At 69.8% G+C, this 23,660-nt stretch carries 23 protein-coding genes; 9 read left to right on the top strand and 14 right to left on the bottom strand.

What is annotated here, in order from left to right:
* Window positions 1-7: 7 nt before the first annotated feature.
* From ACIOEW_RS05465 to ACIOEW_RS05450, 4 genes are all read right to left on the bottom strand, one after another.
* Window positions 8-325 carry a bifunctional 3-phenylpropionate/cinnamic acid dioxygenase ferredoxin subunit gene (locus tag ACIOEW_RS05465; protein WP_136328637.1) on the bottom strand — a complete coding sequence of 106 codons (318 nt, stop codon included), beginning with the start codon at window positions 323-325 and terminating at the stop codon, window positions 8-10.
* A complete protein-coding gene (gene sufD / locus ACIOEW_RS05460; protein ID WP_362546762.1) occupies window positions 325-1,506 on the bottom strand; it encodes a Fe-S cluster assembly protein SufD in 1,182 nt (393 codons plus the stop codon). Before sufD ends, ACIOEW_RS05465 begins: the two co-directional genes overlap by 1 nt.
* Window positions 1,507-1,568: 62 nt before the next feature.
* On the bottom strand, window positions 1,569-2,990 hold the full coding sequence (sufB, locus tag ACIOEW_RS05455; RefSeq protein ID WP_326735542.1) for a Fe-S cluster assembly protein SufB: 1,422 nt from the start codon (window positions 2,988-2,990) through the stop codon (window positions 1,569-1,571).
* Window positions 2,987-3,727, bottom strand: coding sequence for a metalloregulator ArsR/SmtB family transcription factor (locus ACIOEW_RS05450; RefSeq protein WP_362546759.1), 741 nt, complete (start codon window positions 3,725-3,727; stop codon window positions 2,987-2,989). Before ACIOEW_RS05450 ends, sufB begins: the two co-directional genes overlap by 4 nt.
* Before the next feature lie 136 nt (window positions 3,728-3,863).
* Here ACIOEW_RS05450 and ACIOEW_RS05445 point away from each other — a divergent pair, with 136 nt between their 5' ends.
* The 3 genes from ACIOEW_RS05445 (at window position 3,864) to ACIOEW_RS05435 (ending at window position 6,664) form a co-directional block, all read left to right on the top strand.
* Complete coding sequence (locus ACIOEW_RS05445) at window positions 3,864-4,811, top strand: ABC transporter ATP-binding protein (protein ID WP_401961425.1); 948 nt, start codon at window positions 3,864-3,866, stop codon at window positions 4,809-4,811.
* Window positions 4,808-5,575: an ABC transporter permease gene (locus ACIOEW_RS05440; RefSeq protein WP_362546753.1), complete on the top strand. Its 768-nt coding sequence runs from the start codon at window positions 4,808-4,810 to the stop codon at window positions 5,573-5,575. Before ACIOEW_RS05445 ends, ACIOEW_RS05440 begins: the two co-directional genes overlap by 4 nt.
* A gap of 75 nt (window positions 5,576-5,650) precedes the next feature.
* Entirely contained in the window at window positions 5,651-6,664 is a 1,014-nt protein-coding gene (locus tag ACIOEW_RS05435; protein ID WP_401961423.1) for a heme A synthase, read from the top strand.
* A 94-nt stretch (window positions 6,665-6,758) separates the two neighbouring features.
* Here the strand turns inward: ACIOEW_RS05435 and ACIOEW_RS05430 are convergent, their stop codons facing one another.
* Window positions 6,759-7,115, bottom strand: coding sequence for a hypothetical protein (locus tag ACIOEW_RS05430; protein WP_362546747.1), 357 nt, complete (start codon window positions 7,113-7,115; stop codon window positions 6,759-6,761).
* Window positions 7,116-7,209: 94 nt separating this feature from the next.
* Window positions 7,210-8,163, bottom strand: coding sequence for a heme o synthase (locus ACIOEW_RS05425; protein WP_401961421.1), 954 nt, complete (start codon window positions 8,161-8,163; stop codon window positions 7,210-7,212).
* Between the two features lie 467 nt (window positions 8,164-8,630).
* Between ACIOEW_RS05425 and tkt the strand changes: the two genes are divergently transcribed.
* The 6 genes from tkt (at window position 8,631) to ACIOEW_RS05395 (ending at window position 15,643) form a co-directional block, all read left to right on the top strand.
* Window positions 8,631-10,718 (top strand): transketolase, encoded by a 2,088-nt coding sequence (tkt, locus tag ACIOEW_RS05420; RefSeq protein ID WP_362546743.1) that lies wholly within the window; start codon window positions 8,631-8,633, stop codon window positions 10,716-10,718.
* 34 nt (window positions 10,719-10,752) lie between these two features.
* A complete protein-coding gene (gene tal, locus ACIOEW_RS05415) occupies window positions 10,753-11,871 on the top strand; it encodes a transaldolase (RefSeq protein ID WP_401961418.1) in 1,119 nt (372 codons plus the stop codon).
* A 5-nt stretch (window positions 11,872-11,876) separates the two neighbouring features.
* A complete protein-coding gene (zwf, locus tag ACIOEW_RS05410; RefSeq protein ID WP_401961415.1) occupies window positions 11,877-13,409 on the top strand; it encodes a glucose-6-phosphate dehydrogenase in 1,533 nt (510 codons plus the stop codon).
* Entirely contained in the window at window positions 13,406-14,422 is a 1,017-nt protein-coding gene (opcA, locus tag ACIOEW_RS05405) for a glucose-6-phosphate dehydrogenase assembly protein OpcA (RefSeq protein ID WP_401961412.1), read from the top strand. The genes zwf and opcA overlap by 4 nt, the downstream gene beginning before the upstream one ends.
* Window positions 14,419-15,204, top strand: coding sequence for a 6-phosphogluconolactonase (gene pgl / locus ACIOEW_RS05400; protein WP_401961410.1), 786 nt, complete (start codon window positions 14,419-14,421; stop codon window positions 15,202-15,204). The genes opcA and pgl overlap by 4 nt, the downstream gene beginning before the upstream one ends.
* A gap of 79 nt (window positions 15,205-15,283) precedes the next feature.
* On the top strand, window positions 15,284-15,643 hold the full coding sequence (locus tag ACIOEW_RS05395; protein WP_401961409.1) for a VOC family protein: 360 nt from the start codon (window positions 15,284-15,286) through the stop codon (window positions 15,641-15,643).
* Between the two features lie 7 nt (window positions 15,644-15,650).
* Here ACIOEW_RS05395 and ACIOEW_RS05390 read toward each other — a convergent pair whose 3' ends face one another.
* The 8 genes from ACIOEW_RS05390 to gap all read right to left on the bottom strand — a co-directional run bounded on the left by ACIOEW_RS05390 (window position 15,651) and on the right by gap (window position 23,459).
* Window positions 15,651-17,111 carry a PH domain-containing protein gene (locus ACIOEW_RS05390; protein ID WP_401961573.1) on the bottom strand — a complete coding sequence of 487 codons (1,461 nt, stop codon included), beginning with the start codon at window positions 17,109-17,111 and terminating at the stop codon, window positions 15,651-15,653.
* 101 nt (window positions 17,112-17,212) lie between these two features.
* Window positions 17,213-17,725 carry a PH domain-containing protein gene (locus tag ACIOEW_RS05385; RefSeq protein WP_401961407.1) on the bottom strand — a complete coding sequence of 171 codons (513 nt, stop codon included), beginning with the start codon at window positions 17,723-17,725 and terminating at the stop codon, window positions 17,213-17,215.
* A 4-nt stretch (window positions 17,726-17,729) separates the two neighbouring features.
* Complete coding sequence (gene pgi / locus ACIOEW_RS05380; protein ID WP_401961405.1) at window positions 17,730-19,382, bottom strand: glucose-6-phosphate isomerase; 1,653 nt, start codon at window positions 19,380-19,382, stop codon at window positions 17,730-17,732.
* Window positions 19,383-19,555: 173 nt separating this feature from the next.
* Entirely contained in the window at window positions 19,556-19,891 is a 336-nt protein-coding gene (locus ACIOEW_RS05375; RefSeq protein WP_078617917.1) for an RNA polymerase-binding protein RbpA, read from the bottom strand.
* A gap of 108 nt (window positions 19,892-19,999) precedes the next feature.
* Window positions 20,000-20,236, bottom strand: a complete 237-nt coding sequence (gene secG, locus ACIOEW_RS05370; RefSeq protein ID WP_018104607.1) for a preprotein translocase subunit SecG — start codon at window positions 20,234-20,236, stop codon at window positions 20,000-20,002.
* A gap of 109 nt (window positions 20,237-20,345) precedes the next feature.
* The gene (tpiA, locus tag ACIOEW_RS05365) at window positions 20,346-21,122 is read right to left on the bottom strand and encodes a triose-phosphate isomerase (protein ID WP_362546724.1); all 777 of its coding nucleotides are present in this window, start codon (window positions 21,120-21,122) and stop codon (window positions 20,346-20,348) included.
* Window positions 21,123-21,128: 6 nt separating this feature from the next.
* A complete protein-coding gene (locus ACIOEW_RS05360) occupies window positions 21,129-22,340 on the bottom strand; it encodes a phosphoglycerate kinase (protein ID WP_362546721.1) in 1,212 nt (403 codons plus the stop codon).
* A 108-nt stretch (window positions 22,341-22,448) separates the two neighbouring features.
* Window positions 22,449-23,459 carry a type I glyceraldehyde-3-phosphate dehydrogenase gene (gap, locus tag ACIOEW_RS05355; RefSeq protein ID WP_326735564.1) on the bottom strand — a complete coding sequence of 337 codons (1,011 nt, stop codon included), beginning with the start codon at window positions 23,457-23,459 and terminating at the stop codon, window positions 22,449-22,451.
* Between the last annotated feature and the right edge of the window lie 201 nt (window positions 23,460-23,660).

Genomic DNA, 23,660 nt, shown 5'->3' with positions numbered 1-23,660 from the left:
GGGTGACTCAGGACTCCTGGGTGACGGAGACGAGCACATCGTCCCCTTCGATCTTGACGGGGTATACGGGGACGGGGCGCGTCGCGGGAAGGCCGGACGGCTTGCCGGTGCGGAGGTCGAAGCTCGATCCGTGCAGCCAGCACTCGATCATGCAGTCCTCGACCTCGCCCTCGGACAGGGAGACGTTCGCGTGCGAGCAGATGTCGTTGATCGCGAACACCTCGCCTTCGGTGCGAACGACGGACACCGGCGTGCCGTCGAGCTCCACCCGCTTCGGGGTGTCGTCCTCCAGCTCGCTCAGCGCGCACGCCTTGACGAAGGTCATCAGACCGACGCCTTCAGCTCGGTCTCGATCTTGTCGAGGAGACGGGCCTCGACGTCGGGCAGGCCGATCTGCTGGACCAGCTCGGCGAAGAAGCCGCGCACGACGAGGCGGCGGGCCTCCTCGGCCGGGATGCCGCGCGACTGGAGGTAGAAGAGCTGCTCGTCGTCGAAGCGGCCGGTCGCGGAGGCGTGGCCGGCGCCGACGATCTCGCCGGTCTCGATCTCCAGGTTCGGCACCGAGTCGACCCGCGCACCGTCGGTGAGGACCAGGTTGCGGTTCATCTCGTAGGTGTCGGTGCCCTCGGCACGTGCCTGGATCAGGACGTCGCCGATCCATACGGCGTGGGCGCCGTCGCCCTGCAGCGCGCCCTTGTAAGCCACGTTGGACTTGCAGTGCGGGGCGTTGTGGTCGACCAGGAGGCGGTGCTCCTGGTGCTGGCCCTTGTCGGTGAAGTACAGACCGAAGAGCTCCGCCTCGCCGCCGGGGCCCGCGTAGGCGACCCGCGGGTGGAGCCGGACCACGTCGCCGCCGAAGGTGACGACGATGGACTTGAACGAGGCGTCACGGCCGACCAGCGCGTTGTGCTGGCCGACGTGGACGGCCTGCTCGTCCCAGTCCTGGACGGAGACGACGGTCAGCTTCGCACCGTCGCCCAGGACGTAGTCGACGTTGGCGGCGAGCACCGCGTCACCGGTGTGGTCGATGACGACGACGGCCTCGGCGAAGGCGCCCAGCTCGATGACCTGGTGGCCGTAGGCCACACCGCCCTCACCGTGCACGGCGATCCGGATCGGCTCGGTGAGCACGGCTTCCTTGCCGACGGTGACGACGGAGGCCTGCTCGAAGGACGAGTACGCCTGCGCGGCAACCCGGTCCACCGGCGTACCGGCCTTGCCGAGGCGGGCGTCGTCACGGCCGACGGTCTCGACCGTGACACCCGCGGGGGCCTCGATGGCGACCTTCACACCGCTGCCGGTGGAGACGGCCGTGCCGTCGTGCAGGCCGCGCAGCCGCTCCAGCGGCGTGAACCGCCACTCCTCCTCGCGGCCGTGCGGGACGGGGAAGTCCGCGACGTCGAAGGACGGGGGCGCGCTCATGCGCGTGGCGACGGTCGACTCGGCGGCCACCGCGATGGAGCCGGCAGTGGTGGATCCCGCCGGGATGTTCTGAGCCTCAGCCATGGCTGTCGTAGTGCTCGCTTTCTCAGTCGGACAGATGTCAGGGGGATTCGGTCGTCGGCGTACTAGCCGACCGAACCCTCCATCTGGAGCTCGATCAGCCGGTTGAGCTCGAGGGCGTACTCCATGGGGAGCTCCTTCGCGATCGGCTCGACGAAGCCACGCACGATCATCGCCATCGCCTCGAACTCGGTCATGCCGCGGCTCATCAGGTAGAAGAGCTGGTCCTCGGAGACCTTGGAGACGGTCGCCTCGTGACCCATCGACACGTCGTCCTCGCGGACATCGACGTACGGGTAGGTGTCGGAGCGCGAGATGGTGTCGACCAGCAGCGCGTCACACAGCACGTTGGACTTCGAACCGGGCGCGCCCTCGCCGATCTCGATCAGACCGCGGTAGGAGGTGCGGCCGCCGCCTCGTGCCACCGACTTGGAGACGATGTTCGACGAGGTGTTCGGGGCCATGTGGACCATCTTGGCGCCGGCGTCCTGGTGCTGGCCCTCGCCCGCGAAGGCGATGGACAGGGTCTCGCCCTTGGCGTGCTCGCCCATCAGGTAGACGGCCGGGTACTTCATGGTGACCTTGGAGCCGATGTTGCCGTCGACCCACTCCATGGTCGCGCCCTCGTAGGCGACAGCGCGCTTGGTCACCAGGTTGTAGACGTTGTTCGACCAGTTCTGGATCGTCGTGTAGCGGCAGCGGCCGCCCTTCTTCACGATGATCTCGACGACCGCGGAGTGCAGCGAGTCCGAGGAGTAGATCGGTGCGGTACAGCCCTCGACGTAGTGGACGTAGGCGTCCTCGTCGACGATGATCAGCGTCCGCTCGAACTGACCCATGTTCTCCGTGTTGATACGGAAGTAGGCCTGGAGCGGGATCTCCACGTGCACGCCCTTCGGCACGTAGATGAACGAGCCACCGGACCACACGGCCGAGTTCAGCGAGGCGAACTTGTTGTCACCGACGGGGATGATGGTGCCGAAGTACTCCTTGAAGAGCTCCGGGTGCTCCTTCAGCGCGGTGTCGGTGTCCATGAAGATGACACCCTGCGCCTCCAGCTCCTCGTTGATCTGGTGGTAGACGACCTCGGACTCGTACTGCGCGGCGACACCGGCGACGAGGCGCTGCTTCTCCGCCTCCGGGATGCCGAGCTTGTCGTACGTGTTCTTGATGTCCTCGGGCAGGTCCTCCCAGGACTCCGCCTGCTTCTCCGTGGAACGCACGAAGTACTTGATGTTGTCGAAGTCGATGCCCGACAGGTCCGAGCCCCAGTTCGGCATGGGCTTCTTGCCGAAGAGCTTGAGGCCCTTGAGCCTCAGCTTCAGCATCCACTCGGGCTCGTTCTTCTTCTCCGAGATATCGCGGACGACAGCCTCGGAGAGGCCGCGCTTGGCCGCTGCGCCTGCCGCGTCGGAGTCGGCCCAGCCGAATTCGTACGTGCCCAGGCCATCGAGCTCAGGGTGGGCAGTCTCCGTAGGGAGCGTCATGCGGGGTTCCTCCCGGCCGTGCTTGCAGATGCGGAATCGGTGGTCTGTGGGGTGGGGTGGCCGCTGCGCGGAATGTACGTCGTACACACCCCGTCGCCGTGGGCGATGGTGGCCAGACGCTGCACATGGGTCCCCAGGAGGCTGGAGAAGATCTCCGTCTCCGCCTCGCACAGCTGCGGGTACTGCTCGGCGACATGCGCGACCGGGCAGTGGTGCTGACACAGCTGCTCACCCTGTTGCGGGCCCGGCGCGCTGCGCGCCGTAGCAGCGTACCCGTCGGCGGACAAGGCCTTGGCCAGCGCCTCCGTACGGGATTCGGGATCCGCGGCCTCGATGGCCGCGCGGTAGGCCGCCGACTGGCCGGCGATCCTGGCCCGGGCGAAAACCATGACCGCTTCGTCGCCCGAGGTCTCGGCGATCCAGCGCAGGGCGTCCGCGGCGAGCTGGTCGTACGACTGGTCGAAGGCGTCCCGGCCGCAGTCGGTGAGGGCGAACACCTTGGCCGGGCGGCCGCGGGTCCGCGCCCCGTACACCCGCTGCTCGCGGGCCTCGACGACGACGTCGGAGACGAGGGCGTCGAGATGCCGGCGGACGGCGGCCTGAGTGAGCCCCAGGCGCTTCGCCAGATCGGCGACGGTGGACGGGCCGTGGTCCAGGATGGAGCGCGCGACCCGGTTGCGCGTCGAGCGCTCGCCGGTCGCGAGTTCCTCCTGCGGAGCCTCGCCAACGTATTTCACAACGCCATTGTTGCGTAATTCCCTCGACTCTGACAACCACGACCCGGAACGATCAAGGGTGGAATCCGTCACTTAGGGTTACCTAATCAAGCCCCCGGACCGGGCCCCGGCAGGCGGCTGCCTAGACTTACCGCCCATGAAGAGCGAGCCCGCCCCACCCCCCTCCGGCCCGGCTGTCCAGGTCCGCGGCCTGGTGAAGCGGTACGGCAGCAAAGCCGCGGTGGACGGCCTCGACCTGGATGTCCGGGCCGGCGCGGTCACCGCGATCCTCGGCCCCAACGGTGCGGGCAAGACCACCACGATCGAGACCTGCGAGGGATACCGCCGTCCGGATGGCGGGACGGTCCGGGTCCTCGGCCTCGACCCGGTCGCCGACGCGGCGCGCCTGCGCCCCCGCATCGGCGTGATGCTCCAGTCCGGCGGCGTCTACTCCGGCGCGCGCGCCGACGAGATGCTCCGCCACATGGCGAAACTGCACGCCCACCCCCTTGATGTGGACGCCCTCATCGAACGTCTGGGCCTGGGCAGCTGCGGCCGCACCACCTACCGCCGGCTCTCCGGCGGCCAGCAGCAGCGGCTCGCCCTGGCAATGGCCGTCGTAGGCCGCCCGGAGCTGGTCTTCCTGGACGAGCCGACCGCTGGCCTCGACCCGCAGGCCCGCCGCTCCACCTGGGAACTCGTACGCGAAATGCGCGCCGACGGAGTCTCCGTCGTCCTCACCACCCACTTCATGGACGAGGCCGAGGAGCTCGCCGACGACGTCGCCATCATCGACGTCGGCCGGCTCCTCACCCAGGGCAGCCCCGAGGCTCTCTGCCGCGGCGGCGCCGAGAACACCCTGCGCTTCACCAGCCGCCCCGGCCTCGACCTCGGCTCCCTGCTGAAGGCACTGCCCGACGGCACGGAGGCGGCCGAGCTCGCCACCGGCGCGTACCGCATCACCGGCGACGTCGACCCGCAGCTGCTGGCCACCGTCACCTCCTGGTGCGCCCAGCACGGCGTGATGCCCTCCGGCATCTCCGTCGAGCGCCACACCCTGGAGGACGTCTTCCTCGAACTGACCGGCAAGGAGCTGCGCGCATGAGCGCCGGTACGTACGTCCCCCGGCCGGGCGCCGCCCCGCTGCCGCGCATGATCGCCGCGCAGACCGCGCTGGAGACCCGGATGCTGCTGCGCAACGGCGAGCAGCTGCTGCTGACGGTGATCATCCCGGCGCTGCTGCTCGTGCTGTTCAGTGCGGTCGACGTCGTGGACACCGGCTCGGGCGAGTCGGTCGACTTCCTGACCCCCGGCATCCTCGCCCTCGCCGTGATGTCCACGGCCTTCACCGGCCAGGCCATCGCCACCGGATTCGAGCGGCGCTACGGCGTGCTCAAGCGGCTCGCCGCCTCGCCGCTCCCCCGATGGGCGCTGATGACCGCCAAGACGCTTGCGGTCCTGGTCACCGAGGTGCTCCAGGTCGTCCTGCTGACGGTGATCGCCTTCGCGCTGGGCTGGTCGCCGCACGGCAATCCGTTCGCCGTACTGCTGCTCCTGGTACTGGGGACCGCCGCCTTCTCCGGGCTCGGTCTGCTGATGGCCGGGACGCTGAAGGCGGAGGCGACGCTGGCCGCCGCCAATCTGGTCTTCCTGCTGCTGCTGGTCGGCGGCGGGGTCATCGTGCCGCTGGAGAAGTTCCCGGACGCGGTGCAGTCCGTACTGGCGCTGCTGCCGATCGCGGCCCTCTCCGACGGGCTGCGGGACGTCCTCCAGCACGGTGCGGCGATGCCGTGGGGCGACCTGGGAATCCTGGCGGTGTGGACGGTGCTGGGGCTGGGCGCGGCGGCGAGGTTCTTCCGCTGGGAGTGAGCCCCCGGATGCGTTGCGTTGCCGTTTCGGGCAACTGGTCCCCCTCGTGAAAGCTTGCACAAGCGGCCGCCTACGATGGTGCGCGTGCCCAAGCTGACCCGAGCCGATGTCGCTCAAGCCGTACGGAACCCGCTCCTTTACATCGCCGAACGCTGGACGCCGTCCCCCCGGACGGTCCGCCGTGCGGCCATGTCGGCCGTCGTCATGACCGTCGTCATCGTCGTCACCGGCGGTGCCGTACGGCTGACCGGTTCCGGCCTCGGCTGCCCGACCTGGCCCAAGTGCACCGACGACAGCCTGACGGCGACCGGCGCGATGGGCTTCCACGGCGCGATCGAGTTCGGCAACCGGATGCTCACCTATGTCCTGTGCGCGGCTGTCGGGTGGGCGATCATCGCCGCCCGGTCCGCCAAGCCCTGGCGCCGCAGTCTGACCCGGCTCGGCTGGACGCAGTTCTGGGTGGTCATGGGCAACGCCGTGCTCGGCGGCATCGTGGTGCTGGTCGGCCTGAACCCGTACACCGTCGCGGCACACTTCCTGCTCTCCACCGCACTGCTCACGATCGCCCTGGTGACCTGGCAGCGGGCCGGGGAGGGCGACACGGCGCCGCGCCCCCTGGTGGGCAAGGCCGTCTCGCAGCTCACCTGGCTGCTGGCGGTCGCGGCGGGGCTGCTGATCGCGGTCGGCACGGTGGTCACGGGGGCCGGGCGGCACGCCGGTGACTCCAGCGACGTCCACCGCATCCCGATCGACTGGAAGATGATCAGCCAGCTGCACGCCGACCTGGCCTGGGTCGTGGTGGCGCTGACCGTCGCGCTCTGGTTCGTCCTGAAGGCCGTCGACGCGCCCGTGGGCCCGCTGCACCGCGCCCGGGACCTGTTCGTGATCCTGATGGCGCAGGGGCTGGTCGGGTACGTGCAGTACTTCAACGACACCCCCGAGATCCTGGTCGGGGTACACATGCTGGGCTCGTGCCTGGTCTGGATCGGTGTGGTCCGCGTCCTGCTGTCGCTGCGCGAGCGGCCGGTGGCCGTGGCCCCGCTGTCCGGCCCGGCGGCCGAGCAGCCTGAGCCCGCTGTGGCGGGCTGAGCGCCCGCACCTCCTCGTCACACGTCAGGGGCTCCCCCGCACGGCTTGCACGCCGTCCTGCGGGGGAGCCCCTGTTCGTGTTGCGGGCCGTTCCTCAGGCCTTGCCGGCCCGGCCGCCGATCTGGATGCCGGCCATGCGGGTCCACTCGTACGGGCCCGTCTGGACCTTCGCCGCGAACTCGCCGTCGAAGGACTCGTGCATCGTGATCCCGGACTTCTGTGCGGCGCTCTCGGCGACCGCGTACGAGGGGGCGACGAGATCGCCCCAGCCGCCGTCCTCGCCGACGAGAACGATGCGGGTGCCCATCTGCCCGATGTAGGCCAGCTGCCCCTCGGCACCGCCGTGCGCCTTCGCGAAGGCGCCGATCTGCTTGGCCAGCCTGGCCGCCCTGCGCTCCGCGCGCGCCGCCTGCTTGCCGTCCACCTGCTGGGTCTCAGCCGTCTCTGCCATGCACAGGATGCTACCGATGGGTAGACCAACGTGCGACGGGCGGGGAGCGTGGCCTGTGCCACGCTCCCCGCCCGTCGGCAGGCCGCGAGAGGTGCTACCTCAGGAAGGGGTCCACCGCCACCGCCACGAACAGCAGCGACACATAGGTGATCGACCAGTGGAACAGCCGCATCTCCTTGAGCTTCCCGCCGGTCGCGCCGGCCTTGGCCCGGTTCAGCAGCCCGTGCGCCTCCCAGAGCCAGAAGCCGCCGGTCAGCAGCGCCACGGCCGTGTAGAACCAGCCGGTGTAGCCCAGCGGGGTCAGCAGCAGCGAGACGGCCACCATCACCCAGCTGTAGAGGACGATCTGGCGGGCCACCACCCGGTTGGAGGCAATGACCGGAAGCATGGGAACGCCGACCCGCGCGTAGTCGTCCTTCACCTTCATGGAGAGCGGCCAGTAGTGCGGCGGCGTCCAGAAGAAGATGACGGCGAAGAGGATCACCGCGGCCCAGGACATCGAGTTCGTCACGGCCGACCAGCCGATGAGCACCGGCATGCAGCCCGCGATGCCGCCCCAGACGATGTTCTGCGAGGTACGGCGCTTCAGGATCATCGTGTACACGACGACGTAGAAGAGCAGGGCACCGAGCGACAGGGCTGCCGACAGCCAGTTCACCAGCAGGCCGAACCAGACCGTCGAGATCACCGCGAGGGCGATACCGAAGGCCAGGCACTCGCGCGGGCTCACCATGCCGGTGACCAGCGGGCGCTGCGACGTACGGTCCATCAACGCGTCGATGTCGCGATCGATGTACATATTCAGTGCATTGGCACCGCCGGCGGACAGATATCCGCCGATGGTGGTAGTGAGCACGAGCCACAGGTCGGGTACACCCTGAGCGGCCAGGAACATCACCGGAACAGTGGTGATCAGCAACAGCTCGATGATCCGAGGCTTGGTCAGTGCCACGAATGCCTTGACACGGGCCCCGAATGGGCGATGGCCCCCTGGGCTCGGAGTCAAGGCGACCCCTGCGGGTCGGGACTCGACGGCCGTCACGCACACCCCTGACAGAGAAATCCCAGCAAGCTCCGGGCGTGAAGACCCAGTAAAGACTTGCGCGAACCAGACCACTGTAGACGTTGGGGACAGGGCGCCCTTCGCGGGGGTGGGGTCGTGTTGATGTGGCGCGGGACGTTGCCGCAGCACATGCACGAACCCTCTCGCACCTTTCCGCGGGACGCCGGTGCGCACCGGCGCGCGCACCTCTCGCACAGATGTGCCCGGGCGCACTCGCCGGAGGTCTCAGGAGTGGGCCGGGGCGCTCATCGGAGGCCTCAGGAGTGAGCCCTCTCGCTCATCGGAGTGAGCCCATCGGCGAGCCTCCGCGCTCATACGGGAGGCGGATTCGACGGGCCGCCCGCACCCTGGAAGCAGCCGGAAATTGCGGGTCGGGACGGGGGTAGGCTCGACAACGCCCGGTGCGGACACAGTCACCGGTTTACGACAGTGGAGAGGAGCCCTGACTCAGGGTGAGCACCAAGCCGACCACCACAGACCTCCAGTGGACCGAATTGGACCAGCGGGCCGTGGACACCGTCCGCGTCCTCGCCGCGGACGCCGTACAGAAGGTCGGAAACGGCCACCCGGGTACGGCCATGAGCCTGGCTCCCGCCGCGTACACCATCTTCCAGAAGGTGATGCGGCACGACCCCGCCGACGCGGACTGGACCGGTCGCGACCGGTTCGTGCTCTCGGCGGGCCACACCAGCCTGACCCTCTACATCCAGCTCTACCTGGCCGGGTACGGCCTGGAGCTCGATGACCTGAAGGCCTTCCGTACCTGGGGCTCCAAGACCCCGGGGCACCCGGAGTACGGCCACACCACGGGCGTGGAGACGACGACCGGCCCGCTGGGCCAGGGTGTCGCCAACGCCGTGGGCATGGCCATGGCCGCCCGCTACGAGCGCGGCCTGTTCGACCCGGAGGCGGCCCCCGGCACCTCCCCGTTCGACCACATGGTGTGGGCCATCGCCGGCGACGGCTGCCTCCAGGAGGGCATCTCCGCGGAGGCGTCCTCGCTGGCCGGGCACCAGAAGCTGGGCAACCTGGTCCTGCTGTGGGACGACAACCACATCTCCATCGAGGGCGACACGGAGACCGCGGTCTCCGAGGACACCCTGAAGCGCTACGAGGCGTACGGCTGGCACGTCCAGCGCGTCGAGCAGCTGCCCAGCGGTGACCTGGACCCGGCGGGTCTGTACAAGGCCCTGCTGGCCGCCAAGGCAGAGACCGGGCGCCCGTCGTTCATCGCGGCCCGCTCGATCATCGCCTGGCCCGCGCCGCACGCCCAGAACACCGAGGCCTCGCACGGCTCCGCGCTCGGCGACGACGAGGTCGCCGCGACCAAGCGGGTGCTGGGCTTCGACCCGGAGAAGACCTTCGAGGTCGCCGACGAGGTCATCGCGCACACCCGTGAGGCGCTGGACCGCGGCCGTGAGGCCAAGGCCGAGTGGGAGAAGACCTTCGCCGCGTGGCGCACCGCCAGCCCGGAGCGCGCCGCCGAGTTCGACCGGATCTCCGCGGGGGAGCTGCCCGAGGGCTGGGAGGACAAGCTCCCGGTCTTCGAGCCCGGCAAGGGCGTCGCCACCCGAGCAGCCTCCGGCAAGGTGCTCCAGGCGCTCGGCGAGATCGTCCCCGAGCTGTGGGGCGGCTCCGCCGACCTCGCGGGCTCGAACAACACCACGATCGACAAGACGTCGTCGTTCCTCCCGGCCGGCAACCCGCTGCCGGGTGCGGACCCGTACGGCCGCACGATCCACTTCGGCATCCGCGAGCACGCCATGGCCGCGGCCATGAACGGCATCGCGCTGCACGGCAACACCCGCATCTACGGCGGCACCTTCCTGGTGTTCTCCGACTACATGCGCAACGCCGTGCGCCTGTCCGCGCTGATGCACCTTCCGGTGACGTACGTGTGGACGCACGACTCGATCGGTCTCGGCGAGGACGGCCCGACCCACCAGCCGGTGGAGCACCTGGCCGCGCTGCGCGCGATCCCGGGCCTGAACGTCGTCCGCCCGGCCGACGCCAACGAGACCTCCCTCACCTGGCGCGAGATCCTTCGCCGCTACACCAAGGTGTTCGGCAAGGGCGCCCCGCACGGTCTGGCGCTGACGCGGCAGGGCGTGCCCACGTACGAGGCGAACGAGAACGCGGTCAAGGGCGGCTACGTGCTCTTCGAGGCCGAGGGCGGCGAGCCCCAGGTCCTGCTGATCGGTACGGGCTCCGAGGTCCACCTCGCGGTCGAGGCGCGCGAGGAGCTCCAGGCCGCCGGCATCCCGACCCGTGTGGTGTCGATGCCGTGTGTCGAGTGGTTCGAGGAGCAGGACCAGGCGTACAAGGACAGCGTCCTGCCGCCGTCGGTGAAGGCCCGGGTCGCCGTCGAGGCGGGCATCGGTCTCACCTGGTACCGGTACGTCGGGGACGCCGGCCGGATCGTGTCGCTGGAGCACTTCGGTGCCTCGGCCGACGCCAAGGTCCTCTTCCGCGAGTTCGGCTTCACCGGCGAGGCCGTCGCGGCCGCCGCCCGGGAATCTCTCGCCGCCGTCACGCGCTGACGCCGTTATACGACTAGTAGGAGATGCAATTCTCATGACAGACGCACTCAAGCGCCTCTCCGACGAGGGCGTGGCGATCTGGCTCGACGACCTGTCCCGCACACGGATCACCTCCGGCAACCTCGCCGAGCTGATCGACCAGAGTCACGTCGTGGGTGTCACGACCAACCCGTCGATCTTCCAGAAGGCGATCTCCCAGGGCCACGGTTACGACCAGCAGCTCACGGACCTCGCCACCCGCAAGGTCACCGTGGACGAGGCCATCCGCATGATCACGACGGCGGACGTCCGTGACGCCGCCGACATCCTGCGTCCCGTCTTCGACACCACGGACGGCCAGGACGGCCGGGTCTCCATCGAGGTCGACCCGCGTCTGGCCCACCACACGGCCCCCACGGTCGCCGAGGCCAAGCAGCTGGCCTGGCTGGTGGACCGGCCGAACACGCTCATCAAGATCCCGGCGACGAAGGCCGGCCTGCCGGCGATCACCGAGGTCATCGGCAAGGGCATCAGCGTCAACGTCACGCTGATCTTCTCGCTGGAGCGCTACCGCGAGGTCATGGACGCCTACCTGGCGGGTCTGGAGAAGGCGAAGGCCGCCGGCCTGGACCTGTCCAAGATCCACTCGGTGGCCTCGTTCTTCGTGTCCCGCGTGGACTCCGAGATCGACAAGCGGCTCGACGCGATCGGCACCGACGAGGCCAAGGCACTGAAGGGCAAGGCGGCTCTCGCCAACGCCCGGCTCGCCTACCAGGCGTTCGAGGAGGTCTTCTCGTCGGACCGCTGGGCCGCGCTGGACAAGGCGCACGCCAACAAGCAGCGCCCGCTGTGGGCCTCCACCGGCGTGAAGGACCCCGCGTACAAGGACACCCTGTACGTGGACGACCTGGTCGCCCCCGGCACGGTGAACACCATGCCCGAGGCCACCCTGGACGCCACCGCGGACCACGGACAGATCACGGGCAACACCATCGCCGGCACCTACGAGCAGGCCCGTGCCGAGCTCGACGCCGTCGAGAAGCTGGGTGTCTCGTACGACGACGTCGTCCAGCTCCTTGAGGACGAGGGCGTCGAGAAGTTCGAGGCCGCCTGGATCGACCTGCTCAACTCGACCGAGGCAGAGCTCAAGCGCCTCGCCCCTTCGGAGGGCTGACCACTTTGTCTGGTGTTCCCGGAGCCAACCCGCTCCGTGACGCCCAGGACCGACGGCTCCCGCGTATCGCGGGGCCGTCGGGCCTGGTCATCTTTGGCGTCACGGGCGATTTGTCCCGTAAAAAGCTGATGCCCGCCGTCTACGACCTGGCCAATCGCGGCCTGCTGCCGCCGGGCTTCTCGCTCATCGGTTTCGCGCGCCGCGAGTGGCAGGACGAGGACTTCGCACAGGAGGTCCACGACGCCGTCAAGCAGCACGCCCGTACCGAGTTCCGTGAAGAGGTCTGGCAGCAGCTCATCCAGGGGATGCGCTTCGTCCAGGGCAACTTCGACGACGACGAGGCCTTCGAGACCCTGAAGGCGACCATCCAGGAACTCGACCAGGCACAGGGGACGGGCGGCAACTTCGCCTTCTACCTCTCCGTGCCGCCGAAGTTCTTCCCCAAGGTCGTCCAGCAGCTCAAGAAGCACGGGCTCGCGGACCAGAAGGAGGGCTCCTGGCGGCGTGCCGTCATCGAGAAGCCCTTCGGTCACGACCTGAAGAGCGCGCAGGAGCTCAACCACCTCGTGCACGACGTGTTCCCGCCCAACGAGGTCTTCCGGATCGACCACTACCTGGGCAAGGAGACGGTCCAGAACATCCTGGCGCTGCGGTTCGCCAACACGATGTTCGAGCCGATCTGGAACCGGAGCTACGTCGACCACGTCCAGATCACGATGGCCGAGGACATCGGCATCGGCGGCCGGGCCGGCTACTACGACGGCATCGGCGCCGCCCGTGACGTCATCCAGAACCACCTGCTCCAGCTGCTGGCCCTGACCGCGATGGAGGAGCCCGGTTCCTTCCACCCGAAGGCCCTGGTCGCCGAGAAGCTCAAGGTGCTCACGGCAGTCGAGCTGCCGGACGACCTCGGCAAGCACACCGTGCGCGGTCAGTACGCGCACGCGTGGCAGGGCGGCGAGGAAGTCCTCGGCTATCTGGAGGAGGACGGCATCGACCCCAAGTCGAAGACCGACACCTTCGCCGCGATCAAGCTGACGATCAACAACCGCCGCTGGGCGGACGTGCCGTTCTACCTCCGTACCGGAAAGCGGCTCGGCCGGCGGGTCACGGAGATCGCGGTCGTCTTCAAGCGCGCCCCGTACCTCCCCTTCGAGTCCGGGGCGACGGAGGAGCTGGGCGGCAACGCCCTGGTCATCCGGGTCCAGCCGGACGAGGGCGTGACCGTGCGGTTCGGCTCCAAGGTGCCCGGCACCTCGATGGAGGTCCGGGACGTGACGATGGACTTCGCCTACGGCGAGTCCTTCACCGAGTCCAGCCCGGAGGCCTACGAGCGGCTCATCCTCGATGTGCTGCTCGGCGACGCCAACCTCTTCCCCCGCCACCAGGAGGTCGAACTCTCCTGGAACATCCTCGACCCGATCGAGGAGTACTGGGACAAGCACGGCAAGCCCGCGCAGTACCCGGCGGGCACCTGGGGCCCGGCCGAGGCGGACGAGATGCTCGCACGAGACGGACGGAGCTGGCGCCGGCCATGAAGATCGATCTCACGGAAACCACTTCCAGCAAGATCAACCAGGCGCTGGTGTCGGCCCGTCGTGCCATCGGCACCCCGGCGATCGGCATGGTGCTCACCCTGGTCATCGTCACCGATGAGGAGAACGCCTACGACGCTCTCAAGTCGGCCGGCGACGCCTCGCGCGAGCACCCCTCGCGGATCATCGCGGTGATCAAGCGGGTCAGCCGCTCGCCGCGCAGCCGGCGCGACGCCCGGCTGGACGCCGAGGTCCGGGTCGGCTCCGACGCGGGCACCGGTGAGACCGTGGTGCTCCGGCTCCACGGCGAACTGGCCAACCACGCCCAGTCGGTGGTCCTGCCGCTGCTGCTGCCGGATGCCCCGGTCGTGGTCTGGTGGCCCGAGGCCGCGCCCGCCGATCCGACGAAGGACCCGCTGGGCGCGCTCGCCCAGCGCCGGATCACGGACACCTACTCGGCGGAGCGCCCGATCGACGAGCTGGCGGTGCGCGCCAAGTCGTACACCCCCGGCGACACCGATCTGGCCTGGACCCGGATCACGCCCTGGCGCTCCATGCTGGCGGCCGCACTCGACCAGCAGGCCGTGGACGTCATCTCGGCGACGGTCGAGGGCGAGTCCGAGAACCCGAGCTGCGAGCTGCTGGCCATGTGGCTCGCGGACCGGCTCCAGGTCCCGGTCGAGCGCACCATGTCCGGCGGCCCCGGTCTGACGGCCGTCCGGATGGAGACCAAGTCCGGCACGATCGTGCTGGACCGGGCCGATGGTTCACTGGCCACGCTCTCCATGGTGGGACAGCCGGACCGTGCGGTGGCGCTCAAGCGCCGGGAGACCGCGGAGCTGCTCGCCGAGGAGCTGCGCCGGCTCGACCCGGACAACACCTATGAGTCCTCCGTGAAGTTCGGCGTGGAGCGGCTCGGGGAAGCGGCGAAGCCCAAGGCCGCCGCAGCCGCGGCGCCGGCCGCTCCCGCCGCCAAGAAGGCGACGCCACCGGCGAAGAAGGCGGCGTCGAAGTGAGCGTCGTCCCGCAGCTCGTCGTGCACCGCGACAAGGAACTGATGGCGCAGGCCGCGGCGGCCCGGCTGATCACGAAGATCGTGGACGCCCAGGCCGCACGCGGTCACGCCTCGGTGGTGCTCACCGGCGGCCGTAACGGCAACGGCCTGCTGGCCGCACTCGCCGAAGCACCCGCCCGCGACGCCGTCGACTGGTCGCGGCTCGACCTGTGGTGGGGCGACGAGCGGTTCCTGCCCGAGGGCGACCCGGAGCGCAATGTCACGCAGGCCCGCAAGGCCCTGCTGGACTCGGTGCCGCTGGACCCGTCCCGAGTGCACGCGATGCCCGCGTCGGACGGGCCGTACGGCCAGGACGTCGATGCGGCGGCCGCCGCGTACGCCGCCGAACTGGCCGCCGCGGCCGGTCCGGAGGACCACGGACCGGTGCCGGTGTTCGACGTGCTCATGCTGGGCGTCGGCCCCGACACCCATGTCGCCTCGCTCTTCCCGGAGCTGCCCGCGGTACGGGAGACCGAGCGCACCGTCGTCGGTGTGCACGGGGCGCCCAAGCCGCCGCCCGTCCGCGTCTCGCTCACGCTGCCCGCCATCCGGGCGGCGCGCGAGGTGTGGCTGCTCGCGGCGGGCGAGGACAAGGCGGAGGCCGCGGCCATCGCCCTGTCGGGGGCCGGGGAGATCCAGGCCCCGGCCGCCGGCGCGTACGGTCGCAGCCGCACGCTGTGGCTGCTGGACGCGGCGGCGGCCTCGCAGCTGCCGCGCGCCCTGTACCCGCCGGCCTCGGCCTGAACGACTGTCAGCGGTACTGCCCGCAGGCCCGGTTCGCTCCTCGGAGCGGACCGGGCCTGCGTCGTGAAAGGCTCGGTCCATGGTGCACATCGGAAGCGTGGTGATGGGCGCGTCGGACGTACGGCGCGCGGCGGCCTTCTGGAAGGCCGCGCTCGGTTATGTGGAGCGCGAGCCGCAGGCGGACGACTGGGTGGTGCTGGTCCCGGCCGAGGGGCCGGGGGCGGGGGTCTCACTGGGCCGGAGCGATGCCCCCGTGCAGGAGGCCCCCCGGGTCCACCTCGACCTCTACACCGACGAGCAGGACGCCGAGGTGGCGCGGCTGCTCGCGCTCGGTGCCACGGAGACCGACTGGAAGCTGTACCCCGAGGACCCGGACTTCGTGGTCCTCGCGGACACCGAGGGCAACCGCTTCTGCGTCATCGACACGACGCACGGCTGACCGGGCCTCACTCCCCCTCGGCCCGCTCCAGGAAGGGCGCGAGCAGGCCGGGGACGGCCTCGGAGGCGAAGGTGAGTCCCTCGGACGCGTCCGCGTCGTACACCGTGTACGCGCCGGCTCCCGCGGCCGTCGTCGCGGCGATGTCCAGTACCCCGGCCCGTCGCTGGAAGTACGACTGCCGGACCGTCCAGCCGATCACCCCGGCCCGCTCCAGTGCGGCGGTGGAACGGCGCAGGGTGCCCGAACGGGTCACCAGATAGACGCCGCTGAGGGCGTGACCGAGGCTGCGGTAGGCATCGCGGGCCAGGAGCACCCCGGCGGGCAGCCCCACGGCGGCGCAGCCGAGAGCGGTCCAGAGCAGGACGGGCGTCAGCAGGGCGCCGAGCAGGGCCAGGACCAGGACGGGCACCAGGACCGCCCAGTACGCCCTGCGCAGGCGCCGGCCGCGCGCGGCGGGCGGATGCGCGGTCAGCGGGGCACCGGTCGGGGACACCGTCGCACGCAGCACGGCGGCGGCGACCTCGTCGGCGACCGGCCGGGGCGCGGCGGGCAGCAGGGTGTTGTGGTCGCCGCGCTGCTCCTCGTCGTCCTTGGCCAGTCCGGTGGTGATGGCGTCGACCCGGGCGGCGCCCAGCAGCCGGACGCCGAGCGGCTCGACAAGGTCGACACCGCGCAGCCGCCGCTCCTCGATGGAGACGGACCGGGAGGTGAGCAGTCCGCGACGGATGCGCAGGGTGCCGCCCGGTTCGCGTTCGAGGCGGTAGTTCCACCACATCTCGACCCAGAGCCCCAGTGCGCCCACGACGCCGGCGAGCGAAGCGGCCACGGCGAGGAGCAGGATCACGGAGAGCAGGGAGGAGTCCCGGTACCGGTCGCCGGCCCACTCGATGACCTGGCCCTGCACCCCGAACCAGTCGCTGACCTGCATCACCGCTCCGGCCGCAGCGCCACCGAGGGCCGGGGCGACGAACGAGACCGGTGCGTAGCGGATCCAGCGCGGGTCGAGAGTGACGAGCTCGCCCTCCCGGTGGCTGCCGGGCGCCTCGGCCGGACCTCGCTCCAGGAGCGCGCGGCGCAGCCGTTCGCCCTCGGCGCGCAGGACCGGGTCGAGTTCGAGGGTGGAGTCGTCACCGGTGTGCTCACCGGTGCCGATCCGGACGGTGACCAGGCCGAGGACGCGCTGGAGCAGGTGGGCGGTGAGGTCGACGCTGCGGATGCGTTCCCGGGCCAGGGAGCGCCTCCTGACGAGCAGGAGGCCGGTGCGGAGCTCGACCCGGTCGGCGCCGACGCGGTAGCGGGTGCGGCGCCACCGTACGTAGTCGGCGCCCGCGCTGCCGCCGATCAGCAGGGCCGCGCCCGCAAGCACCCAGGCGACGGCGGCGGCGAACCCGAACCGTCCGGAGAGCCCGAGCGTGGTCGGCACGGCTGCCCCGGCCGCCACGCCCGCCGTGACGAGGGCGGTGGCCAGGACCGTACGCCGGTCGAGGCGGCGCCATTCGACGGCGGACGACCCGCCCCGGTCACCCGCACCGTCCGGGGCGGTGGTGTCCGGGGCGGTGTCCGCCGTGCTCACGTGGCGTCCCCGGGGGTGTCCTGCGTGATCCGGGTCAGCCGCTCGGCGAGCTCGGCCGCCAGCTCGTGGTCGAGGCCCTCGATCCGCACCGCGCCCTTGGACGAGGCGGTGGTGACGGTGACCGTGGCGAGCCGGCAGAGCTGTTCCAGGGGGCCGCGCACGGTGTCCACGGTCTGGATCCGGGACATCGGCGCGATCCGCCACTCCTGCCACAGCACCCCCGTGCGGACGTACACCGCCTGGTCGGTGACCTCCCAGCGATGCGTACGGAACCACCACAGGGGGACGACGACGGCGCAGCCGATGCCGAGGACCGCGAGCACCGCGGCGGCCGGCAACAGCCAGAACCGGGCGGACGCGAGGAACGCGCCCAGCACGGTCAGGACCATCACCGGCGCGGCGGTCAGCAGCAGCCACTGCGCCCGCCACCACCCGATGGCCCGCGGGTCCGGCGTGTGGGCCGGAGCCCTGAGACGGACCGGCCGTACCGCCCCCTCCCCCCTGGCCACGGGCTCAGCGCCCCCGCAGCTCGCGGTACGCGGCGACGAGCGCGGCGGTCGAACTGTCAAGCTGTTCGGCCCCCTTGCCCTCGGTCAGCACCGGCTCGATCCGCTTGGCGAGGACCTTGCCGAGCTCGACTCCCCACTGGTCGAAGGAGTCGATGTTCCAGACGGCTCCCTGGACGAAGACCTTGTGCTCGTACAGCGCGATCAGCTGGCCGAGCACGGACGGGGTCAGCCGGTCCGCGAGGACCGTCGTCGTCGGGTGGTTGCCGCGGAACGTCTTGTGCGGCACCAGCTCCTCGGGAACGCCCTCGGCGCGCACCTCGTCCGGCGTCTTGCCGAAGGCCAGCGCCTGGGTCTGGGCGAAGAAGTTGGCCATCAGCAGGTCGTGCTGGGCGACCAGGCCGGGCAGCAGGGAGTCGACCGGCTCGGCGAAGCCGATGAAGTCGGCCGGGATGACCTTGGTGCCCTGGTGGATCAACTGGTAGTAGGCGTGCTGCCCGTTGGTGCCGGGGGTTCCCCAGACGACGGGGCCGGTCTGCCAGTCGACCGGATTGCCGTCCCGGTCCACGGACTTGCCGTTGGACTCCATGTCGAGCTGCTGCAGGTACGCGGTGAACTTGGACAGATAGTGGCTGTAGGGCAGCACGGCATGCGACTGGGCGTCGAAGAACGCGCCGTACCAGACGCCCAGCAGGCCCAGCAGCAGCGGGGCGTTCTCCTCGGCGGGGGCGGTGCGGAAATGCTCGTCGACGAGGTGGAAGCCGTCGAGCATCTCGCGGAACCGGTCCGGACCGATGGCGATCATCAGCGAGAGGCCGATGGCGGAGTCGTACGAGTAGCGGCCGCCGACCCAGTCCCAGAACTCGAACATGTTGGCGGTGTCGATGCCGAAGTCGGAGACCTTCTCGGCGTTCGTCGACAGGGCCACGAAGTGCTTGGCCACCGCGTCCTGACCTGCCATCAGACCGGTCAGCAGCCAGTCGCGGGCCGAGGTGGCGTTGGTGATCGTCTCGATCGTGGTGAAGGTCTTCGACGCGATGACGAAGAGCGTCTCGGCCGGGTCGAGGTCCTGCACCGCCTCGTGCAGGTCGGCGCCGTCGACGTTGGAGACGAAGCGGACGGTGAGCGAGCGGTCCGTGAAGGAGCGCAGCACCTCGTACGCCATGGCGGGGCCGAGGTCGGAGCCGCCGATGCCGATGTTGACGATGTTCTTGATGGGCCGGCCGGTGTGACCGGTCCACTCGCCCGACCTGACGCGGTCGGAGAAGGCGGCCATCTTGTCGAGGACCGCGTGCACGGCGGGCACCACGTTCTCGCCGTCGACCTCGATCACGGCGTCGCGCGGGGCGCGGAGCGCGGTGTGCAGGACGGCGCGGTCCTCGGTGGTGTTGATCTTGTCTCCGCGGAACATCGCGTCCCGCAGCTCGGCGACACCGGTGGCCGCGGCGAGCTCACGGAGCAGCCGCAGCGTCTCTTCGGTGACCAGCTGCTTGGAGTAGTCGACGTACAGGTCGCCGACGCGCAGGGTGTACCCGGTACCGCGCTCCGGATCGTCCGCGAAGAGCTCTCGCAGATGGGTCGTCCCGAGCTGCTCACGGTGCTTTCCCAGCGCGGTCCATTCCGGCGTCTGGTTGAGCCTGGCTCGGCTTTGTGCGTTCATCCCGGACATCAGCCCACTTCTTCTCGTAACCGCAGTTCCCCGCTGCCCCTCCAACTTAATTGATCAGGGCGGTGGACGGGACAACGGCGGGCTGCGGCACGGCAGAAGCGTTCCGGCCGGGCACCCTGGGGGTGTCCGGCCGGTGAACAGCTTCTACAGAGGCACGAGAGGTGTCAGATCTCGCCGCGGAGTTTCGCGAGGGCTTCGGCAAGGATCGCCTCGCCGTCCTCGTCGCTGCGCCGCTCGCGTACGTACGCCAGATGCGTCTTGTACGGCTCGGTGCGCGGCGGGTCCGGCGGGCTGTCCCGGTCCTGGCCGGCCGGGAATCCGCAGCGCGGGCAGTCCCAGGTCTCCGGTACCTGCGCGTCATGGGCGAAGCTCGGCTGCGTCTCGTGCCCGTTCGAGCACCAGAAGGAGATGCGGGCCCGTGGCGCGGACTCGCCGCGCTCGGCCTCCCCCATCGGCCCCGCTCCGACCCGGCTTCCCCGGATCGCGTTGCCACTTGCCACGGTCGTAACTCCCTGCGTGATGGTGCTCGAAGATGCCCCAGTCTACGTAAGGCCCAACGCGCGTCCAGTGGTTGGAGTTACACCCTCACCGGAATCGCGTACGACGGGTCAGTTGTCCAGCTTGATGAGCAGACCAAGCACCACGATGCACGCGAACCAGCCCAGACCGACCACGACGGTGATCCGGTCGAGGTTGCGCTCGGCAACCGAGGAACCGCCGACGGACGACTGCATGCCGCCACCGAACATGTCGGAAAGACCGCCGCCCTTCCCCTTGTGCATCAGCACCAGCAGCATCAGCAGCAGGCTGAAGACGATCAGGGCGATCTCGAACCCCAAAATCACGGCTGGTCCCTACTTTCCGGAATTCCTGACTGCATGTGCGAACAACGGGGGCCGGGAGGCTGCCCTCCTGGCCCCCGCAAGGGTACGACGGATCCGCGCTACCGCATACTCACTGGTCGCGGAAGCGGACGATCTTGACGAACTCGTCGGCGTCCAGCGCGGCGCCGCCGATCAGCGCGCCGTCCACATCGGGCTGCGCCATGATCGCGGCCACGTTGCCGGACTTCACCGAGCCGCCGTACTGGATGCGGACCGCGTCGGCCAGCTCCTGCGAGTACAGCTCGGCGAGGCGGCCGCGGATCGCACCGCAGACCTCCTGCGCGTCCTCGGGGGTGGCGACCTCGCCGGTTCCGATGGCCCAGACCGGCTCGTAGGCGACCACGATGGTCTCGGCCTGCTCGGCCGGGATGTCCTTCAGTGCGCCGTCGAGCTGCGCGAGCGTGTACGCGACCTGGTCCCCGGCCTTGCGGATGTCCAGGCCCTCGCCGACGCAGAGAATCGGGGTCAGACCGTACTTGTACGCGGCCTTCACCTTGGCGTTGCAGACCTCGTCGGTCTCCGCGTGGTACTGGCGGCGCTCGCTGTGGCCGACGGCGACATAGGTGCACTTCAGCTTGGCGAGCATCGGGCCGGAGATCTCACCGGTGTACGCGCCGGAGTCGTGCGCCGAGATGTCCTGGGCGCCGTACTTGATCTTCAGCTTGTCGCCGTCGACCAGCGTCTGGACGGAGCGCAGGTCAGTGAAGGGCGGCAGGACGGCGACCTCTACGGCGTCGTAGTCCTTGTCGGCCAGGGCGAAGGCGAGCTTCTGGACGTGTGCGATGGCCTCGAGGTGGTTGAGGTTCATCTTCCAGTTGCCCGCCATCAGCGGGGTGCGAGTGGTCATGAAAGGTCAGTCCTCCAGAGCGGCGAGGCCGGGAAGCGTCTTGCCCTCGAGGTACTCGAGGCTGGCGCCGCCACCGGTCGAGATGTGTCCGAACGCGTTCTCGTCGAAGCCCAGGATGCGGACCGCGGCGGCGGAGTCGCCACCGCCGACCACGCTGAAGCCCGAGGAGTCGACGAGTGCCTGGGCGACGGCCCGGGTGCCCTCGGCGAAGTCGGGGTGCTCGAAGACGCCCATCGGGCCGTTCCAGAAGACGGTGGCCGCGTCGGCGAGCTTCGATGCGTAGAGCTTGTTGGTCTCCGGGCCGTTGTCCAGCCCCATCTGTCCGGCCGGCATGGCGTCGGCGGCGACGGTGGTGGGGTGGGCCGGAGCCTTGGTCTTGAGGTCGGGGAACGCCGGGGCGACCACGACGTCGACGGGGAGCACGAACTCCACGCCCTTCTCCTCGGCGCGCTTGAGGTACTCCAGCACCACCGGGATCTGGTCCTCCTGCAGCAGTGAGCTGCCGACCTCGTGGCCCTGGGCCTTGAGGAAGGTGTACGCCATGCCGCCGCCGATGAGGATGCGGTCGGCGCGCTCCAGGAGGTGGTCGATGACGCCGAGCTTGTCGGAGACCTTGGCGCCGCCGAGAACCACGGCGTACGGGCGCTGCACGTCGTCGGTGAGCTTCTGCAGGACACCGACCTCGGTGGCGATCAGGTCACCCGCGGCGTGCGGAAGGCGGGCCGGGAGGTCGAAGACCGAGGCGTGCTTGCGGTGCACGGCACCGAAGCCGTCGCCCACGTACACGTCGGCGAGCTCGGCCAGCTGGTCGGCGAAGGCGCCGCGCTCGGCGTCGTCCTTCGACGTCTCGCCGGCGTTGAAGCGGAGGTTCTCGATGACGGCGACCTGGCCGTCGGTGAGCGCGGCGACGGTGGCGCGGGCGGACTCGCCGACCGTGTCGGTCGCGAAGGCGACGTCGGTCCCGAGCAGCTCACCGAGGCGGGTGGCCGCGGGGGCCAGCGAGAACGCCGGGTCCGGGGCGCCCTTGGGGCGGCCCAGGTGCGAGGCGACGACGACCCGGGCGCCGGCCTCGGCCAGCTTCCGCACGGTCGGCTCGACGGCGCGGATACGGCCGTCGTCGGTGATGGTGGTCCCGCTGAGCGGCACATTGAGGTCTGCGCGGACGAATACGCGCTTGCCGGTGACCCCTTCGGCGAGAAGTTCGTCGATCGTCTTCATCTGTCTGGACTCCTTGGAGGACGAGGGAGCATGCAGCGGGGCTCGAACGGCGCTGCGTTGCGCTGTTCGAGCCCCGTGCTCACATCGAGGTGCCTGCCGATCCGAGGATCAGAGCTGGCCGCCGACGAAGACGGTCAGGTCGACGAGGCGGTTGGAGTAACCCCACTCGTTGTCGTACCAGCCGAGGATCTTCACCGTCGTGCCCTCCTGGACCATGGTCAGGGAGGAGTCGAAGGTGCAGGACGACGGGTCGCTCACGATGTCCGAGGACACGATCGGGTCCTCGGTGTACGTCAGGAAGCCCTTGAGGTCGCCGTCGTCGGACGCCTTCTTGAACGCGGCGTTGACCTCGTCCTTGGTGACCTCGCGCTGGAGGGTCACGACGAGGTCGGTGGCGGAACCGGTCGGGACCGGGACGCGCATCGCGATGCCGTCGAGCTTGCCCTTGAGCTGCGGCAGGACCAGGGCGGTGGCCTTGGCGGCACCCGTCGTGGTCGGAATGATGTTCTCCGCGGCGGCGCGGGCGCGACGCAGGTCGGAGTGCGGGAAGTCCAGGATCCGCTGGTCGTTCGTGTACGCGTGGACCGTCGTCATCAGGCCCTTGACGATGCCGAAGTTCTCGTCGAGAACCTTGGCCATCGGCGCCACACAGTTGGTGGTGCAGGAGGCGTTGGAGATGACGTGGTGGTTGGCCGCGTCGTACTTGTCCTGGTTGACGCCCATCACGATGGTGATGTCCTCGTCCTTGGCCGGAGCCGAGATGAGGACCTTCTTGGCGCCACCCGCGATGTGCTTGGCGGCGTCGGCCTTCTTGGTGAAGATGCCGGTCGACTCGATGACGATGTCGACGCCCAGCTCGCCCCACGGGATGTCCGCCGGGTTGCGCTCGGAGAGCACCTTGATGGTGTGACCGTCGACGGTGATGGTGTCGGCGGTGTGGCTCACCTCTGCCTTGAGACGACCCAGAATGGTGTCGTACTTCAGCAGGTGGGCCGTGGTCGCAGTGTCACCCAGGTCGTTGACAGCCACGATCTCGATGTCCGCACCCTGCTCCAGCAGCGCGCGGAAGTAGTTACGACCGATGCGGCCAAAGCCGTTGATGCCTACGCGGATCGTCACGAACCGATCTCCTCGTTAGGTACGCCGGTTTTCGACGCCGGCGAGTTGTATGGGATGTCCCCGACCGCCTCCGACCCTACCTCTCCGAAGCCCTCGGGGTGACATCGAGCGGGGCCGCAGGAACGATCGAGGCCCGTACTCCCCAGTAGGAGTACGGGCCTCCGGTTGTCCGCCCCCGCCTGCTGGGACGATTACACAGCG

It is taken from the genome of Streptomyces sp. NPDC087901 (assembly GCF_044742205.1).
In the GTDB taxonomy this organism is placed as follows: domain Bacteria; phylum Actinomycetota; class Actinomycetes; order Streptomycetales; family Streptomycetaceae; genus Streptomyces.
The sequence above is the reverse complement of the archived record's forward strand: the minus strand, read 5'-3'. Positions and strand labels throughout refer to the sequence as shown.

Bases quoted from the DNA above. Each gene is read 5' to 3' on its own strand.
- ACIOEW_RS05465 (WP_136328637.1), bottom strand. From the start codon at position 325: ATGACCTTCGTCAAGGCGTGCGCGCTGAGCGAGCTGGAGGACGACACC.
- sufD (WP_362546762.1), bottom strand. From the start codon at position 1,506: ATGGCTGAGGCTCAGAACATCCCGGCGGGATCCACCACTGCCGGCTCC.
- sufB (WP_326735542.1), bottom strand. From the start codon at position 2,990: ATGACGCTCCCTACGGAGACTGCCCACCCTGAGCTCGATGGCCTGGGC.
- ACIOEW_RS05445 (WP_401961425.1), top strand. From the start codon at position 3,864: ATGAAGAGCGAGCCCGCCCCACCCCCCTCCGGCCCGGCTGTCCAGGTC.
- ACIOEW_RS05440 (WP_362546753.1), top strand. From the start codon at position 4,808: ATGAGCGCCGGTACGTACGTCCCCCGGCCGGGCGCCGCCCCGCTGCCG.
- ACIOEW_RS05435 (WP_401961423.1), top strand. From the start codon at position 5,651: ATGGTGCGCGTGCCCAAGCTGACCCGAGCCGATGTCGCTCAAGCCGTA.
- ACIOEW_RS05430 (WP_362546747.1), bottom strand. From the start codon at position 7,115: ATGGCAGAGACGGCTGAGACCCAGCAGGTGGACGGCAAGCAGGCGGCG.
- tal (WP_401961418.1), top strand. From the start codon at position 10,753: ATGACAGACGCACTCAAGCGCCTCTCCGACGAGGGCGTGGCGATCTGG.
- opcA (WP_401961412.1), top strand. From the start codon at position 13,406: ATGAAGATCGATCTCACGGAAACCACTTCCAGCAAGATCAACCAGGCG.
- ACIOEW_RS05395 (WP_401961409.1), top strand. From the start codon at position 15,284: ATGGTGCACATCGGAAGCGTGGTGATGGGCGCGTCGGACGTACGGCGC.
- pgi (WP_401961405.1), bottom strand. From the start codon at position 19,382: ATGAACGCACAAAGCCGAGCCAGGCTCAACCAGACGCCGGAATGGACC.
- tpiA (WP_362546724.1), bottom strand. From the start codon at position 21,122: ATGACCACTCGCACCCCGCTGATGGCGGGCAACTGGAAGATGAACCTC.
- ACIOEW_RS05360 (WP_362546721.1), bottom strand. From the start codon at position 22,340: ATGAAGACGATCGACGAACTTCTCGCCGAAGGGGTCACCGGCAAGCGC.